Source organism: Clostridium tanneri (genome assembly GCF_033659955.1).
Lineage (GTDB): Bacteria > Bacillota > Clostridia > Clostridiales > Clostridiaceae > Clostridium_AM > Clostridium_AM tanneri.
Genome location: NZ_JARUJP010000013.1, coordinates 56,687 through 72,469 on the forward strand (window position 1 = coordinate 56,687; position 15,783 = coordinate 72,469).

Consider the following 15,783-nt stretch of genomic DNA (forward strand, 5'->3'; position numbering starts at 1 on the left):
ACATTTTTCGAATATTTTTAATATTTAAAAATCAATGATGATATTATAAAAAAATATGAGGATTACCATATATATTTATTCCGGTATTTGTATTTTAATAACACTCTATTAGATTAAACTGTTGATATATACACACTAAAAGAGGTAGTCCAAACCGGACTACCTATTAATGCATAAATTGAAAAAGGCCAATTGTAGTGTTAACTAAATACTCCTTTTATGAATAAATATCCCTATAACATTTCTTGATAATTCTTTTGATGTTATATGTATAATCAATTCTTCAATTGCAGATAAAGTTGCTACTGTACAAATCAAGCACCATAAAATACTTATATCAACTGTATTATATAAATACGGATAGCAAAATAAAAGAAAGCCTGTTGCTTTATTTGCATATGTATGAAGAATAGCCAATGTATGGTATTTGCAATATGCTACCAACAATGAAACAATTCTCACAAAAGCAATTAGTATTATCCATATGAATATTCTCATTGGAACAAATATTGTAGGCAAAATAGCAACAATCACAGCACCCATAAAAACAATATCAGCAATACTATCAAGTATAGCCCCTAGGCCGCTTGCTGAATTAGTCTTTCTTGCAATATATCCATCAATAATATCGCTAAATCCACATATGGAATATACAATGAAAAACAAAAGGTTGAAGGGTTTTAAAAATAGAAGAATTAGAGATAATAAAATTCTTAATATGGATATAATATTCGGTATACTTTTCATTCTACTGCCTCACTATACATAAATATTACTATTAAGTATCACTGTATATAAATATTATACTGTAATTATACTTATTCACAAAACTTACATATCTGTTTTTCTCTTCCACTGAACTTTCCATTTTCAATAACAAAAATAGAATTGCACTGAGATCATACTTCTCTCTTAGTAAAGGGAGCTTCCTTAAATCCGTTATTAAGATCCCTTGAAATAGAGTTTAAAAGCATTATTTCATCAATATAATTAAATAGTAAAACATTCTATATTAAGACTGATTCTATCAGCATATTTATATAATAGTAACTTTAAATTATGGAGGTAATTTCTAATGAATTTTTTTAAACATCAAAAGTATAATTATCTTGTACTTTTAATGATAGTTCTTGCTCTTTTTTCTACTTACACTCCTCTGTCAAGTAGATATATCTTTGAAAATGTACATACTGTAAAAGAAGACTTATCTGTTCAATTTAATTCTGGACTGCTAATAGGATTTAGAAACGACCTAGATAAAACTACTACCTATAGAACCCTCTGGATTGCACCGGACAAAGATAATAACTTGAAAGTTTTAAAAGAATTAAATTATATACTTGTACCTCATAGAGATAACTTCTGGCAGATAGAACCTCTTCGCTACAGCTTTACAAATACAGGAGATTGGATTGAGTATCCAGTAGCTCATGCTGTAGGAGACAGCTACACCCCTGAGACCTTCGAGTATAAATATAATACATATAATTGCAAACTAAACTTCGTAGATAGAAATCATGTTTCTATAAGCACTTATACTAAATACCATCCTACTAAAGAAAAATCCTATGCTAGAGAAGATTGTGCAGTGGTTGAACTTGAAAAGTTGACACACTATAGAAATACAGAAGACAAGTTAACCATGGTAGACGTGTTTAAAGAGAATGCTCTCTCTACTATTAATAAGATTAGTAAAACAAAGATAACCTTAGGAGAATCTGCCGATACTCACAACATTAATACCACTACTGGAGATAGCTGGACTATAAGTAGAGTTGATGGAAAATGGATTCCCCAAATAGCAAAGACCTTTAAGTACGCATCTAAAAATAGTAACTATACACTATATAATACCACTCTCCAGCTTCCTCAGAGTATAGTTTCCTACAACGATCTATGTACTGATTTTAACTTGATAAAGGAAATAATTCCTGACGCTAAAGATGCTATCTCTTCACCAGATAAAGATATATTAGGTGTTTTTACCGACAATAAGCTTACCTTATATGCTTACTCTAAAGGTACTATAGGAAAAGCTGCCTTAGAAATTCAGCTGAATGAAAATGAAACCATGATTATGAATCAATGGACAAGCGGCAATTCTGTAGAACAGTGGACTGATGCCTTTAACAAGTCCTTGCCTGTAATCGACTAAATATAAGTGTGATGTGACAAAAAGAAGAGCTTAGAAATTAGACTTAGTGGCCTGTGTCTGTAGGCAGATATGTAGCACTCTGTTAGTCCACACATAGGCTACAAAGTTTTAATTTTTATTCTAAGTTGCTTTTTATTGTAGCATAAATATTAGATATATGTGATTATATAAAGGACTGGTAAGTCCTTATGCCGTAAGGCTTTTAGTAGATCCTTTTGAAAATTCTCCACTGTATAAACGATTTTATTATATTAACTTATTATCATTCCTAGAGATATTATATTCTTATAATATAAGGCTATAACCCTTATACTGTAATACTTTCAATAGCTTTTATTTGGTTTTAATAAATAAGCTATATTTATTCATGCTACGCATTTTTATTTCTCAAGCTTGCTCATTAATGTATTTCATTATAGTACCTATACTTTATCTTACTAGTTATGCCCCCACATAAACTCTTATTTGTGATAAAAACTTTTGAAGCACTAAAAACAGGTGTGTAGGTAGAGGTATACTGCGTAGAAAGCTTCGAATGAGGGTTAGAAGGTCTTATGCTTGCGATTTTGAAAATGTTAACGAAAACTCAGCTTTCGTAGAAAGCATTGAGTTTGAGTTCATTTTCAAAGTTGAGCCAGCATTAGACCTTCTTCTCGAAATGAGGGCTTTCAAGCAGTATATCTCAACTTAACACACCGGTGTTCAGTGCTCCAAACTTTTGTTACGCAATAAGATGCTTAAGTTCACTACCAATCCCCGGAAGAGCCTCCTCCTCCTGAAGTTCCGCCACCGAAGCCGCCACCTCCAGAACCGCCTCCGAAACCACCAGAGCCTCCACCAAAACCACCACCTCCTCCTCTAGGGCCACCGCCCCAAAAGGAGTTCCAAAACATTCCGTAGAGTAAGAATCTTATTATCCTAGCCCTATTGAAAACAACGTCTAGAAAAACAAGCCCTAAAATGATATAAATGAAACTAGGATTTCCACTTCTAACCTGATTTACATTTTGTGATTCTGGTAGTTGTATTTTATTTTCTAAGGTTATGTTGTTTTCTTTAGCTATATCTGCTGCAAAAGTAGAATATACATTTTTTAAACCTTCTCCGTACTTTCCTTCTCTGAATAATGGCTTGGCAACATTATCCATAACCCTTGCAGAATATATATCTGTAATAAAGCCTTCTAATCCTCTTCCCAACTCTATTCTCCATTTTCTGTCCTGCATTGATAGGAGTATTAGAAGTCCGTTGTCTTTATCCTTCTGACCAATTCCCCAAGACCTAAATAGTTTATTAGCATAGGATTCTATGTCGCTTCCCTCTAGAGAGTTTATTACTACTACTGTCATTTGTGCACCGGTTTTTTCCTCCAATTCTCTACCAATAGATACAATATAATTCTTTGTATTCTCATCTATAACTGCTGCATAATCATTTACATATTTTAAACTAGTCCATTCAGGTATGTTTGAAGCACCTTTAACTACGCAGGTTAAGGGAAAGATTAATAATAAGGTTAAAATTATAATATTTATAAATAGCTTATTTAAACATAAGCTATTTATAAGTCTATTATGTTTTTTAAATCTATTCATAATCCCCATTTAACCTATTTACCAGACTTATAAATGTTAATTAATATCATTTAGTGAAATCTACCTTCGGAACTTCTTGAGCTCCTTCACTTGCTTTATAGTAAGGTTTTCCTTCAAATCCAAACGCACCTGAAATTAAAGAGTTAGGAAATCTTCTTATTTTAGTATTATATTCTGTAACAGCTTTGTTATAATCCTGTCTTCCAATGGCAATCCTGTTCTCTGTGCCTTCCAAAGCAACCTGCAAATCTCTAAAGTTTTGATTAGATTTTAGATCTGGATACCTTTCAACCACTACTAAAAGTCTGCTAAGAGCTGATGAAAGTTCTGCATCGGCATTTGCCCTATCCGGTACTGTTTGTGCTCCTGCAAGTTTTGCTCTGGCATTTGCAATATCAGTGAATATTTTTTCTTCCTGAGCAGCATACCCTTTAACCGTTTGAACTAAGTTAGGAATTAAGTCTGATCTTCTCTGAAGTTGAGTATCTACATTAGAAGATGCTGCTTCTACTCTTTGTTCTAGCGTTACCATAGAGTTATAACTTCCTACCATTGGAAAAACTAATACTATAATTACTCCTAGTATAATCAATGCTGTTTTTAATCCCTTTTTCACATTGTCACCATCCTTTTAAATATTGCTAGTATACTTATTTTTAGGATTTTGAAAATAAATATACTTAATTAGTTATTTGCTTAGCCTTACATGGTTATACTTGTAAACTTAATAATAAAGGCCGTTCTTCTTAATTCAGAAAAACAGCCTTACTCTAGTGCAAATTTTAACTTATAATCTATATATTTATATTAGCAATCAAGGAAATTATGTAAGCAATTTTATGGTAAATTATGATTACTTAAAGTTTAAAAAATCCACTGCAAATTGAGCATATAAAGCAGCTCCCATATGTAATGCATTCTCGTCTATCATGAATTTATCACTATGATTTGGGTATATTCCTAGTTTTTCATTTCCTCCACCTAAAAATACAAAGGTTCCAGGAACCTCATTCATATAAAAAGTAAAATCTTCTCCTACCATTATTTTTTCCATTGGAATTAAAGAGTCCTCTCCATAGAGCTTTTTAGCAGAAGAAACTGCTAAATCTGTTAACTGATCTTCATTTATAACCGGCGCTGGGCAATAGTTGTATTCTAAGATACCCTCCGCTCCATAAGTTTTGGCGGTACTTTCTATAACATCTCTCATTTTCTTTTCAAGAGAGTTTCTTACCTCTTTAGAAAAAGCTCTTGTTGTACCTTCCATAACTACTTCGTTAGCTATTATGTTAAATCTGTCTCCACCATTTATTGTTCCAACAGTTATAACTACAGGCTCTAAAGGGTTTATATTTCTACTTACTATACTCTGTAAATTCATTACTACCGCTGATGCAACTAGAACTGCATCTATTCCTAAGTCAGGCGTTGATCCGTGACTAGCCTTTCCTTTTATAATTATTTTAAAAGTATCTGCTGAAGCCATCCTTGGCCCCTTTTCTATATTAAATTTTGAACTTTGGAGGTTCCCCCATATATGCATGCCAAATATACCATCTACTCCATCTAAAACCTTATCTTCTTCTATTATTACCTTAGCTCCTATACAGCTTTCTTCCGCAGGTTGAAATATAAATTTTACATCCCCTCTTAACTCTTCTCTTATATTAGATAAAATTTTAGCAGCTCCAAGCAGCATAGCAGCATGACAATCATGTCCGCAGGCATGCATGTATTGATTTTTTGATTTAAATGATAAGTTTGTATTTTCCTTTATGGATAGTGCATCTATATCCGCTCTTAAGGCTATCGCTTGACCCTTCTTTTTACCTTTAAGTATCCCCACCACTCCTGTTCTTCTAAGCCTTTTAGTTTCTATTCCTAGAGAATTTAGTTCCCTTTCAATTACCTCTGTAGTTCTGTATTCTTCCCAAGATGGTTCAGGGTTTTGATGAAAATCTCTCCTCATATTTATTATGTATTCTTCATATTCTTTTGCTAGTTTTTTTATATCCATCCTTACCGCCTCTTTCCCTATGTAAAATTCTTATTATAGATAATATCATAACTGTAAAGTATATTCACTTAGTTATTCAAACTACTACCATAAACTTTTCTTCTGTATCTCACATCTCTTTTCATGAATGGTTTAGCAAAAATAATAGACTTAATTAGTCCAGATTTTTACATAACTATAGTTGAACTTTCAACCTATTTATGATATTATAAATATAGTTGAAAATTCAACTTGTTTTAGGAGGTGATTATAATTAAAAGTCTTGATAGTAATATTTTAAGGGAGGTAGGCATGCTTTCCCGCTGTATACACTCCATAAGCGATATAAAATTTAAAGAAATAAACTTACAAAAAGGCCAATTTATTTTTTTAACTAGAATATGTGAAAACCCTGGAATTAACCAAATTGATTTATCTACACTTCTAAAGGTGGATAAAACCACTACAACCAAAGCCATACAAAAACTTATTGAGGCGGACTATATAGATAAAAAAAGAGATGATATTGATAAAAGAATGTGGCGACTATATCCAAAAGAAAAAGGACTGGATATATATTCATTTATTATTGACGAAGAAAACAGAAACATTAAGGTCTGCTTCCAAAACTTCAGTAAGGAAGAAAAAGAATTAGCCTGTCAACTGGTAAAAAAAATGAGAGAGAATATAGAAAATGATTGGAAAGAAATAAAAAATTTTTAGGGAGGCTGTAAGATGATAAGAAAAGCAGTTATTGAAGATTTAAAAGACATAATGGAAATTATAAGAGAAACTATTATAGAAATGCATTCTTACAACAATTATCAATGGGATGAAAACTACCCTCAGGAAAAGGACTTTATAAATGATATAAAAAATGATCACTTATTTGCAGCGGAAAGTAATGGCAAGCTTGTAGGTTTTGTATGCATCAATGAAGTGGAACCATCAGAATATACTGGTTTGGACTGGTGTTTAAAGGAACCTGCTATGGTTATTCATAGAATGGCTGTTAACCCTGTCTACAGAAAAAATGGAGTTGGTACCTCGCTAATGGTTTTTGCTGAAAGTTTAGCTTTACAAAATAAAGTAAGATATTTAAAAACAGATACTAATTCCTTAAATACAAAAATGAATTCCCTTTTCAAGAAATGTGGATATAGCTTTGTTGGAGAAATGAGCTTCCTTGGAAAAGAATCTCCTTTTTATTGCTACGAGAAAATTTTAAAATAATTAAACTGTACATCTCCAATTTTTAAAAATATGGAAGATGTACAGTAATCCTTCTCAGAAAATAACTAAGCAAAATACTTTCTTGTACTCTTTATTTAGACCTCTATTAATTTTTTTCTATCTATTGCATTAGGGACTTCTTCCAACCATTCATTATCAATCATTATATCAATACCATCCTTTGCGTACTTAGCAATTTCCGCTGCCAACCGAGTAAATGTGGCAGAAACATCAGCCCTCATAGACTTAGATAAGGCATTTCCATAACTTGCCACACCAAAGGCAGTTAATCCGATAAAATGAAACATCACTAGTTTGTCAGAAAATATAGGATCAGTTGCTTTTGTAATTTCTGCATCAAAGGTCATAGGAGAAGGTAAATCAGACTCTTTCAATAAATCTGAAAACACATCAATGTGTTTTTCAGCAATTTCCTTTCCTCTTATTATATAATCTTTGATTTTTCTATCTTTAATTGTTTGGCTCAAGCCCATAGCAAATGCTTTTCCCAATATATTGGTTTGCATATTAATAAATACTTGAGTAATTTCTAGTGAATTTAACGGCCTTTTATCACCAAACAAGTCTTGAATATAACTTTTCTTACTAACAAAGCTTACCTCTTCAGGTACATTAAGATAAGGTGATCTTATATATAAACCTTTAGATAATAAAACATCATCATTTTTATTAGAAAGTTCCACTGCAGACTGAATAGAATCTGTAAAAAATTTACGAACATCTTCTCTTGAAGAGACAGTTAGTGCCTCTGAATAATTATAAAGGCTAAATCTAGATAAATATTTTATATACTGAAGCATAAACGAATCAGAAAATAATTTTTCTCCATTTATGTTAAAATCCTTTTCGTTAAACCCCTGAGGAATTGGATGATTGACAGTTTTAAATATATCTTCAATAACTTTAAGATGTGTTTCTGATAAATCTAAAGAAAATTCTACAAGTTCACTTATATTAGGATCTTTAACTTTATTAATAAAATATGATAACAAACATTTTGATGCACTATTATTCATATATGTACTCCAAAGTTCACCTATTTCAGCAGCTGTTAACCTAATGTTTTCTATATCATGTGATGTATTCATATGTGCACCTCCCTTTTAATTCTTTATTATAATTCCACATTGCTTAACTAAGTATTCCATTGAAATTTTCAGTATTTTTTCAAATATATGGTATGATTTAGCTAGTATACTTTTACAGGGGGATGAAAACATGGAAACAAATGTATATAAAGATTTATTAGAAAAAATTAATTCCAGGAAGAGGGCAGTTATGGTTACAATTCTAGATAGCAATAATTATAATGTAGGCTCTTCCCAAAACAAAATGCTTTTTACACAGGAAAGCTTACTTGAATATAAAAAAGCATATAATTTTGATGAAACTATTTATGAAAAAGCCAACTACGCCCTAGAAACTGGCACCCTCCAATTAGAAACTTGTGAAGAAAAAACATATTTAATTGAACCTTATTTTCCTGAACCTAATTTAATAGTTTTAGGTGGTGGGCATATCGCTAAACCTTTAGCTGAATTTGGTGCTAGAGCAGGATTTTCAGTTACAGTTATTGATGACAGACCATCCTTTGCTAACAAACACAGATTCCCTGATGCTGAAAAGGTAATCTGTGAAAGCTTTGAAAAGTGCTTCGACTTAATTAATTTAAATGAATCTTCCTTTGCGGTTATTGTAACTAGAGGTCATAGGCACGACATGGATTGTCTTAGACAAGTACTAAAATACGATACTTCTTATGTAGGAATGATTGGTTCAAAGCGTCGTGTTAAAGGTGTTATGGAGCAATTGCAAAGTAAAGATTACTCTAAGGAAAAATTAAGTAAAGTTAATGCCCCTATAGGTCTTGAAATAGGTGCAGTTACTCCTGAAGAAATAGCCTTTTCCATCATATCCCAAGTTATTCAATACAGAAGGCTTGTTGACAGACGTACAGGTGTTATGAAAAGTTCAAAAACCAATTGGCCTGAGTTTGACAGAGATGTGCTAACAAGACTTAGCAAAGAAGAAAATGCACCAAAGGCAGTAATTACAATTGTTTCTGCTAAGGGCTCTGTACCAAGGAAAGAAGGCGCAAAAATGCTTATAACCTCTCAAGGGGAAATTTTAGGAAGCATTGGCGGTGGCTGCAGTGAAGGGTCAGTAATAAATACTGCTCGTTATATGCTAAGAGATACCATATCCTATCAAACTGAAGAAATAGATATGACAGGCTATATTGCAGAAGAAGAAGGTATGGTATGCGGTGGAATTATGAATGTAATTATAGAACGTTTTGATTTTTAAAGTAGTGCGTTGACTTCTTTATTAAAAAAACGGTTGAGGACAAACCTACCTCAACCTATATGTTTATACTTTATTCTTTTTTATCTATTCCTTCAAACAGATACCTTATGCCACCTACTAATAAACTATATTGCCCAGAAATTGCTGTGAAATATTACTCTTCTATAAGTCTCTAGGCTAACCCATTTATTTAAGAATTTTATTTCATCTTCTTCGTTCATTTCCTTATACTCATTTAAAAATTTCAAAACTTCCTCATTTGAATTTACCTTAACATCAAAGCCTCTACCATTAACAATAGTTACTCCTGTATACTGATATTCGTCAATTGATTGAATATCAACAATCTTCTTGTCTCGAACCTTAATCGCCACCCAGTCACGAAGAACTAAGATATCAATAGTATCTGGATAATGATAACTTTCACCTTTAACTGGAATATTATCTCCAACTGTATAGGTATGCTCTATTGGTTTGTATTTTGATAAGGATAAACTTTCTGTATTATAGTAAAACTCTTCAAAAACATCTCCTCTTGCCTTTAAGCCATTATATTGGAATGCAACATTATCACTGTTATTGTTATTCTGATTTAGAATACTTTCTACAACGCCACAGGCCGATGTCATATTAGTAATACGATCAATTAATATAAGTTCTCCTAGTGTTTTATGTACATTGAACTTGTCTACTACAATCTTCTCAGAAAGTGAAATATTACATACTGCTATTTCGTTTTTCTTTAAAAATCCCGCTGTCAAATGTTCTCCTGTATTCACATCGATCTTATATTTTACTTCTGTAACAACAGCTGGCAGCATCTTCGTTCCTAGTTTTACAAAATAATCCTTACCAGCTATTAATTCAGAATCATCCATCCAAAGAATAGTTGCGGTAAACAAATTGCTTGTTGAAAGCTCTGCATCCTTTGTAAGTACACAGCCTCTAGATACATCCACTTCTTTATTAAGCTGTATTGTAACAGGTTGTCCTTTTTCTGCCCTTTCTACCTCTTTATCTGTTATATGAATGCTTTTCACTAATGCCTTTTCAGTACTAGGAAGTGTTACCACTTCATCTCCTACCGCAATAGTGCCAGCTTCAATTTGCCCCTGAAAACCTCTAAAGGCATGATTTGGCCTACATACCCTCTGTACTGGCATATAAAAGCCTTTCTCCTCAGAATCACTTTCCATATTTACGTCTTCAAGGTAAGGTAAGATAGCTTTTCCTGTGTACCACTGCATATTTCCTGATTTCTTGGTAACATTATCACCTTCTGTAGCTGATATTGGAATGATTTGAACATTTTCCAAAGAAAGCTCCTTCTCCAATGTTCTGATTTCTTCTTCAATTTCTAAAAATCTTTCATGGTTATATCCTACCAAATCCATTTTATTTACAGCAAATACAAAATGTTTAATTCCCATTAAGGAACAAATTCTTGCGTGCCTTCTTGTTTGAACAAGTACCCCTTGTTTTGCATCTACAAGTATAATGGCAAGATCTGCAAAGGATGCGCCAACTGCCATGTTTCTTGTGTACTCTTCGTGACCTGGTGTGTCAGCTACAATAAAACCTCTATTATCTGTTGTAAAGTAACGATAGGCAACATCAATTGTAATCCCCTGTTCACGTTCTGCCATAAGACCATCTAATAATAAAGAATAATCAATTGCCCCTTCACGGCTGCCAACCTTACTATCTAATTCTAAGGCTTTTTCCTGATCTGCATATAAAAGCTTTGCATCATATAAAATATGTCCAATAAGAGTTGATTTTCCATCATCCACACTACCGCAGGTTATAAATTTCAATAAGCTTTTCATATTAGAAATACCCCTCTCTCTTTCTTCTTTCCATACTACCTACTTCTTCAGTATCAATAACACGGGTGGTTCTCTCAGAGGATACCGCACTTAATGTTTCCTCAATAATTTCATCTAAGGTAGTAGCTTCTGATTCCATTCCTCCTGTAAGGGGATAGCATCCTAAAGTTCTAAAACGAACTCTTTTATGTTCAATTTTTTCTCCTGGTAACAGCCTCATTCTATCATCATCTACCATGATGATATTCCCATCTCTGTATACCACTGGACGTTCTTTAGCAAAATATAAGGACACTATATCGATATTTTCTCTTTTAATATATTGCCAGATATCTCTTTCTGTCCAGTTTGAAATAGGAAAAACTCTTATACTTTCACCTTTATTAATCTTTGTATTATAAAGTTTCCACATCTCTGGTCTTTGGCTCTTTGGGTCCCAGGCCTGTGCCTCGTTACGGAAGGAAAAAATTCTTTCTTTTGCACGAGACTTTTCTTCATCACGACGGCCTCCACCAAAGGCTGCTGTAAAGCCATATTTTTTCAATCCTTGCTTTAAAGCCTGTGTCTTTAAAATATCTGTATAAGCGGAACCATGATCGAAGGGATTAATTCCTTCCCTTAAAGCCTCTTCATTCCTATGAACAAGCATTTCTATCCCTAATTCCTTTGCTCTTCTATCACGAAACTCCGTCATTTCTTTAAACTTCCACGTGGTATCAATGTGTAGAAAAGGAAAAGGTGGTTTCTCAGGGTAAAATGCCTTCATGGCAAGATGTAACATAACAGAACTGTCTTTTCCTATTGAATATAACATTACTGGTTTTTCACATTCAGCAGCAACTTCACGGATAATATATATCGCTTCTGCTTCTAATTTATCAAGGTGTGATAATTCACTCATTATTAAATCCTCCTATTATTCCTATTTATTTTTCACTGCTATTCTCTGATTTAATATAACTGAGGCCTTTTTTAGTATTTATTAGAATCCTTACGGTTTACATCAATAGAGTGAAGCTTTCCATCAGTCTTTTCAATATTCCAATGAATAACGTCACCTTCTGACACAGCAGTTAGGCGGCTTCCTCTTCCCCCCATATCTGCTCCTAGATATAAGTAAATTGCAGATTTGTTACATTCTTTTACACAAGAACAGCATCCCCAACAGTCCTTTGGATATTTTATATAGGTCTTTCCATCGCTATCTAGCTTTATAAGACTTCCAGGGCAGACAGATAAACATTTTTTACAGCCTACACATTTTTCTTTATTAATTTTTATGCTCATATGTCTCACCTCTTCCCACTAAATCTCTGCAAAATGTAGTAAGCTTTCCATTTACAAGCCTTGAGTTGACATATTTAAGCCATTCATCACTTTTCTTTGGATAATCAAGATTTTCCGCAAAACTGTGCCATCTAGTTTCTTTTCTCGCTCTTAAATGGGCAATCACTGATTTGCAAAGAGTTAGTCTTTCTCTTAGCTCATATATAAACATCAACTGGTGCATATCCTCTGCATGTAGGTTATTGCTTAGTTCAGTAATCTGTTCAATTTTTTCCTCCGCTAGTATAAGCTGTTTTTCATTGAATTGATAACTGCTGCCAATTCCCCCTGCATAGGCATCCATTACCTTTTGCATAGCCTCCTCTAGTTCTTCCGTAGAGAATATAGGATTCTTAAAATTTAATGTCTTTTCTACTTCCTCTTTTTTTAACGCTATAAGTAAATCTTCCTCTGCTTTTGATAAATCAACAGTATTAATTTCATTCTTTTCTATTTCCTCTACTGCAGCTTTTGCTGCAATTTCACCTTCCACCAATGCACCTGTAACATACTTTTGTGGACAGCCACCTGCTACATCACCTGCTGCAAAAAGACCTTTAATTGTGGTTTGTCGTTTTGTATCAACCCAATAACCGCTTGCAGTGTGACCTCCTACTATATATGGCTCTGTTCCTTCAATTTCCACATTCTGTTCACTTGGATTCTTCCCTGCTTCTACCCACTTAAGAGTCTGACTTGGTGCCATATTTAAGTATGCTTTTTTCAATTCTTCGTCCTGAGAAGTACTAATGCCTTCTGTTCCTAAATAGCAAGGTCCTCTACCCTCCTGGTTTTCCCTTACCGTTCCATATACTCTTTCAGAAGTAGTAAGACCATATTTAGTCTCATAAACCTCTCCTTTTGAGTTAACCTGCTTAGCTCCTACCCCCTGTGCAATAGTTCCAGTAGGAGCTATAGTATCTTTACACCTTAATGCAATAAATCTCATCTCAAAGGTAGTCATCTCCGCACCAGCACGAATTCCCATAGCATAGCCTGCTCCAGTATTGAAAGGCGGATACCACATCTTGTGTCTTGAAAAACCTGGGTTATTAGGCTTATACAATCCTGCTGCACCACCAGTAGAACATATTACTTTTTTTGCCCTAATTTCATAAAGAGTCTTCTCTTCCACCCCGACTGCAAAGGCTCCTAGTATCTGATTGTTTTTTACAATATAATCAATGACGTTGACCTGATTCATAACCGTTACATTAGGTAGCTTTTTCACTGCACTTGCTAAAATAGGCTTTATATTCTCTCCATTAATTTTTATGTTTCGATTTCCTCTGGCTAAGTACTCTCCATTTTCATCTTTTAAAATAACAAGTCCTAAATCCTCAAGTTTTTTAGTCACTCTATTTAAGCCCTGGCACATTGTAAGAAGCAGATCTTCTCTTACAATATTATCTGCATCCTTCTTTGCATAATCTACATAGTCTTCCGGTGTTCTACCCTTTACAATATAAGCATTAATTGCATTGACTCCAGCTGCTAGACAGCCACTTCTTTTAATATTGGCTTTTTCAAGAATTAGTACTGAAGCATTGGAATGTTCTGCTATAGTCAAGGCAGCGTAGCAGCCTGCAGTACCTCCACCGATAATTAAAATATCCGTTTGTAGCTGTTTTACTTTTACTTCTTTTTTCATAGGCCACTCCTTTTTACATAATCATTTATAGAACATTTTCATAGATAAACAAACTAAAGTTTCACCTATTCACAATATATCCTGGCAGGTAAGCACAACTTTAAATTTGTTTATGCCTAAGCTTTTCCCAGTCCAAATTTTCGTCTTATAGAGGATTCAATATTTTCAAATACAATTCTATCTATTAAAAGCCCAATTACGATAATTACTACCATAACGGCTACAATTTCATTTATATCGTTATATTTCTTTCCATGAGTTAATATCTCTCCTAGTCCGCTCATGGAAGAAGCTATCATTTCTCCAGCAATAAGTCCCCTCCAAGCAAAAGCCCATCCTTGTTTTATTCCTGATATAATAACCGGAATAGCTGCTGGGAAAATAACTTCCTTATACAAGGTATAGCCTTTAGCTCCCGTCATTTCTGCTACTCTAATATAATTAGGATTTAAATTTTTAATACCACTTTCTATAGACATAGATACAGCAAAAACTGAACCTATGATTATTACAAAAAGAATTGCTTTTTCATTTAATCCAAACCATAAAACAGCAAAGGGTACCCAGCATACATTAGGCATAGTCTGAAGAGCCCCTATTAACTTAGCAAAGTTATCTCTTGTAGCTTTAAGTTTTAACATGAATAACCCTATAAGCAATCCTATAAAAAGAGAAATTATATATCCTGATAAAAGTCTCCTCAAACTTATCATAACTGCTGTGCCTAAAGTGCCACTTTCTATTAGCTTTGAAATATTTTGAAAAACCTTTAGTGGAGAAGGAAAGTTAATAAACCTATAGGCCAATTCCCACACTACTACTATCATCATATAGAATAGAATCTTTTTCCAAATTCCACCCTTCATCATATTCTGATTTTGCAACCTTCTCCACCTCCTTTTTAAACTCTTTCATGATTTTAGATACCATATAAGTTACATCCATATTGGCTATTTGTCGTGGTCTTGACAGTTGTATTCTAAACTCTTTCTTTTCTGAATCGAGGCTTGCTGGCATGAGAATAATTCTATCAGCTAAAAGTACAGCTTCCTCAATACTATGAGTTATAAATACCACTGTTTTTTTTGTGTTCCACCAAATTCTTTGAACCTCTAGCTGAAGTAGTTCCCTAGTTTGACTATCAAGAGATGAAAAAGGTTCATCCATAAGCAGTATATTTGAATCTAAACAAAGTGCTCTAGCAATGGATACTCTTTGCTTCATCCCTCCAGAAAGTTCATGGACAAAAGAATCTTTAAATTTTGTAAGATGCATCATTTCTAAATACTTTAATGCTCTTTCTCTTCTTTCACTTTTAGGAATTCCTGCAACCTTCATTCCAAATTCCACGTTATCTATAACCTTTAGCCAAGGAAAAAGTGCATGTTCTTGAAATACAACTGCTCTATCTGGCCCTGGAGAGTTTACCTCTTTTCCATCAAGAAGTACTTTTCCTTCTGTAACTTTTTCAAAACCAGCTATTATATTTAGAAGTGTTGACTTTCCACATCCTGATGGTCCTAAAATACACACAAATTCTCCATCATTTACAGTTAAATCTATATTTCTTAGTATTTCAAACTCCTTATTAGCTCTTTTATATTTCTTACTTACAGCCTCAATTCTTAGACTCAAACTTTCCCCCTCCTAAACATTTATACAACTATTTG

The 15,783-nt window shown here is 33.4% G+C and carries 16 protein-coding genes; 5 read left to right on the forward strand and 11 right to left on the reverse strand.

What is annotated here, in order from left to right:
* Positions 1-204: 204 nt before the first annotated feature.
* The gene (locus P8V03_RS11965) at positions 205-747 is read right to left on the reverse strand and encodes a CDP-alcohol phosphatidyltransferase family protein (RefSeq protein ID WP_261671353.1); all 543 of its coding nucleotides are present in this window, start codon (positions 745-747) and stop codon (positions 205-207) included.
* A 328-nt stretch (positions 748-1,075) separates the two neighbouring features.
* Between P8V03_RS11965 and P8V03_RS11970 the strand changes: the two genes are divergently transcribed.
* Both P8V03_RS11970 and P8V03_RS11975 read left to right on the forward strand, forming a co-directional pair.
* On the forward strand, positions 1,076-2,155 hold the full coding sequence (locus P8V03_RS11970; RefSeq protein ID WP_261671354.1) for a hypothetical protein: 1,080 nt from the start codon (positions 1,076-1,078) through the stop codon (positions 2,153-2,155).
* Between the two features lie 535 nt (positions 2,156-2,690).
* Positions 2,691-2,846, forward strand: a complete 156-nt coding sequence (locus P8V03_RS11975) for a hypothetical protein (RefSeq protein WP_261671355.1) — start codon at positions 2,691-2,693, stop codon at positions 2,844-2,846.
* 55 nt (positions 2,847-2,901) lie between these two features.
* Here the strand turns inward: P8V03_RS11975 and P8V03_RS11980 are convergent, their stop codons facing one another.
* The 3 genes from P8V03_RS11980 to P8V03_RS11990 form a co-directional block, all read right to left on the reverse strand.
* The gene (locus P8V03_RS11980; RefSeq protein ID WP_261671356.1) at positions 2,902-3,750 is read right to left on the reverse strand and encodes a TPM domain-containing protein; all 849 of its coding nucleotides are present in this window, start codon (positions 3,748-3,750) and stop codon (positions 2,902-2,904) included.
* Between the two features lie 46 nt (positions 3,751-3,796).
* Positions 3,797-4,366: a LemA family protein gene (locus P8V03_RS11985; RefSeq protein WP_261671357.1), complete on the reverse strand. Its 570-nt coding sequence runs from the start codon at positions 4,364-4,366 to the stop codon at positions 3,797-3,799.
* A gap of 237 nt (positions 4,367-4,603) precedes the next feature.
* Positions 4,604-5,767, reverse strand: a complete 1,164-nt coding sequence (locus tag P8V03_RS11990) for an amidohydrolase (protein WP_318798278.1) — start codon at positions 5,765-5,767, stop codon at positions 4,604-4,606.
* Positions 5,768-6,058: 291 nt separating this feature from the next.
* Between P8V03_RS11990 and P8V03_RS11995 the strand changes: the two genes are divergently transcribed.
* Positions 6,059-6,469 (forward strand): MarR family winged helix-turn-helix transcriptional regulator, encoded by a 411-nt coding sequence (locus P8V03_RS11995; RefSeq protein WP_261671487.1) that lies wholly within the window; start codon positions 6,059-6,061, stop codon positions 6,467-6,469.
* Between the two features lie 12 nt (positions 6,470-6,481).
* Positions 6,482-6,979 carry a GNAT family N-acetyltransferase gene (locus tag P8V03_RS12000; RefSeq protein ID WP_261671359.1) on the forward strand — a complete coding sequence of 166 codons (498 nt, stop codon included), beginning with the start codon at positions 6,482-6,484 and terminating at the stop codon, positions 6,977-6,979.
* A gap of 95 nt (positions 6,980-7,074) precedes the next feature.
* Here P8V03_RS12000 and P8V03_RS12005 read toward each other — a convergent pair whose 3' ends face one another.
* Complete coding sequence (locus tag P8V03_RS12005; RefSeq protein WP_318798279.1) at positions 7,075-8,088, reverse strand: DUF3231 family protein; 1,014 nt, start codon at positions 8,086-8,088, stop codon at positions 7,075-7,077.
* A gap of 130 nt (positions 8,089-8,218) precedes the next feature.
* Here P8V03_RS12005 and P8V03_RS12010 point away from each other — a divergent pair, with 130 nt between their 5' ends.
* Positions 8,219-9,307: an XdhC family protein gene (locus tag P8V03_RS12010; RefSeq protein WP_318798280.1), complete on the forward strand. Its 1,089-nt coding sequence runs from the start codon at positions 8,219-8,221 to the stop codon at positions 9,305-9,307.
* A 125-nt stretch (positions 9,308-9,432) separates the two neighbouring features.
* On the opposite strand, the gene P8V03_RS12015 is transcribed toward P8V03_RS12010, so the two are convergent.
* From P8V03_RS12015 to P8V03_RS12040, 6 genes are all read right to left on the reverse strand, one after another.
* Positions 9,433-11,136: a sulfate adenylyltransferase subunit 1 gene (locus P8V03_RS12015; RefSeq protein ID WP_318798281.1), complete on the reverse strand. Its 1,704-nt coding sequence runs from the start codon at positions 11,134-11,136 to the stop codon at positions 9,433-9,435.
* Position 11,137: 1 nt separating this feature from the next.
* Positions 11,138-12,037, reverse strand: coding sequence for a sulfate adenylyltransferase subunit CysD (gene cysD / locus P8V03_RS12020; RefSeq protein WP_318798282.1), 900 nt, complete (start codon positions 12,035-12,037; stop codon positions 11,138-11,140).
* A 71-nt stretch (positions 12,038-12,108) separates the two neighbouring features.
* Complete coding sequence (locus tag P8V03_RS12025; RefSeq protein WP_318798283.1) at positions 12,109-12,423, reverse strand: 4Fe-4S dicluster domain-containing protein; 315 nt, start codon at positions 12,421-12,423, stop codon at positions 12,109-12,111.
* Positions 12,407-14,113 carry an adenylyl-sulfate reductase subunit alpha gene (locus tag P8V03_RS12030; protein WP_318798284.1) on the reverse strand — a complete coding sequence of 569 codons (1,707 nt, stop codon included), beginning with the start codon at positions 14,111-14,113 and terminating at the stop codon, positions 12,407-12,409. The genes P8V03_RS12025 and P8V03_RS12030 overlap by 17 nt, the downstream gene beginning before the upstream one ends.
* A gap of 116 nt (positions 14,114-14,229) precedes the next feature.
* Complete coding sequence (locus P8V03_RS12035) at positions 14,230-14,997, reverse strand: ABC transporter permease (RefSeq protein ID WP_318798285.1); 768 nt, start codon at positions 14,995-14,997, stop codon at positions 14,230-14,232.
* A complete protein-coding gene (locus P8V03_RS12040) occupies positions 14,909-15,748 on the reverse strand; it encodes an ABC transporter ATP-binding protein (RefSeq protein ID WP_261671368.1) in 840 nt (279 codons plus the stop codon). Before P8V03_RS12040 ends, P8V03_RS12035 begins: the two co-directional genes overlap by 89 nt.
* Between the last annotated feature and the right edge of the window lie 35 nt (positions 15,749-15,783).